Below are 336 nucleotides of genomic sequence, written 5' to 3'. Positions count from 1 at the left end.
GCATGGATGAGGCTCGCTTCCGTACCCGGCCGAGTCGACGGACACGACGCGCTGGAGGCGAGCCATGAATCAAACAGACGATCAAGCCGACCCCACGACTCACAAGGTCCCGGTCCTCATTGTCGGCGGTTCCCTCGTGGGCCTGTCGACCTCGCTGTTTCTGGGCCGGTTGGGGGTACGGCACACGCTGGTGGAGCGCCATGCCGGCACTTCCATTCACCCTCGTGGGCGCGGCAACAACGTCCGCACGATGGAGTTGTTCCGGACGGCCGGCGTCGAGCCGGGGATCCGGGAGGCCGCCGCCACGCTGGACGACAACCACGGGATCCTGCAGAC

Annotated in this window: 1 protein-coding gene; it reads left to right on the top strand. The window is 67.0% G+C overall.

From position 1 onward, the window contains the following. Nucleotides 1–64: 64 nt before the first annotated feature. Nucleotides 65–336 (top strand): FAD-dependent monooxygenase (locus TN53_RS43340; RefSeq protein WP_046264433.1); only part of this gene is annotated, 272 nt, incomplete at its 3' end.

It is taken from the genome of Streptomyces sp. WM6386 (assembly GCF_000972385.1).
Classification (GTDB): Bacteria; Actinomycetota; Actinomycetes; order Streptomycetales; family Streptomycetaceae; genus Streptomyces.
This window is presented reverse-complemented; position numbering and strand designations above follow the sequence as displayed.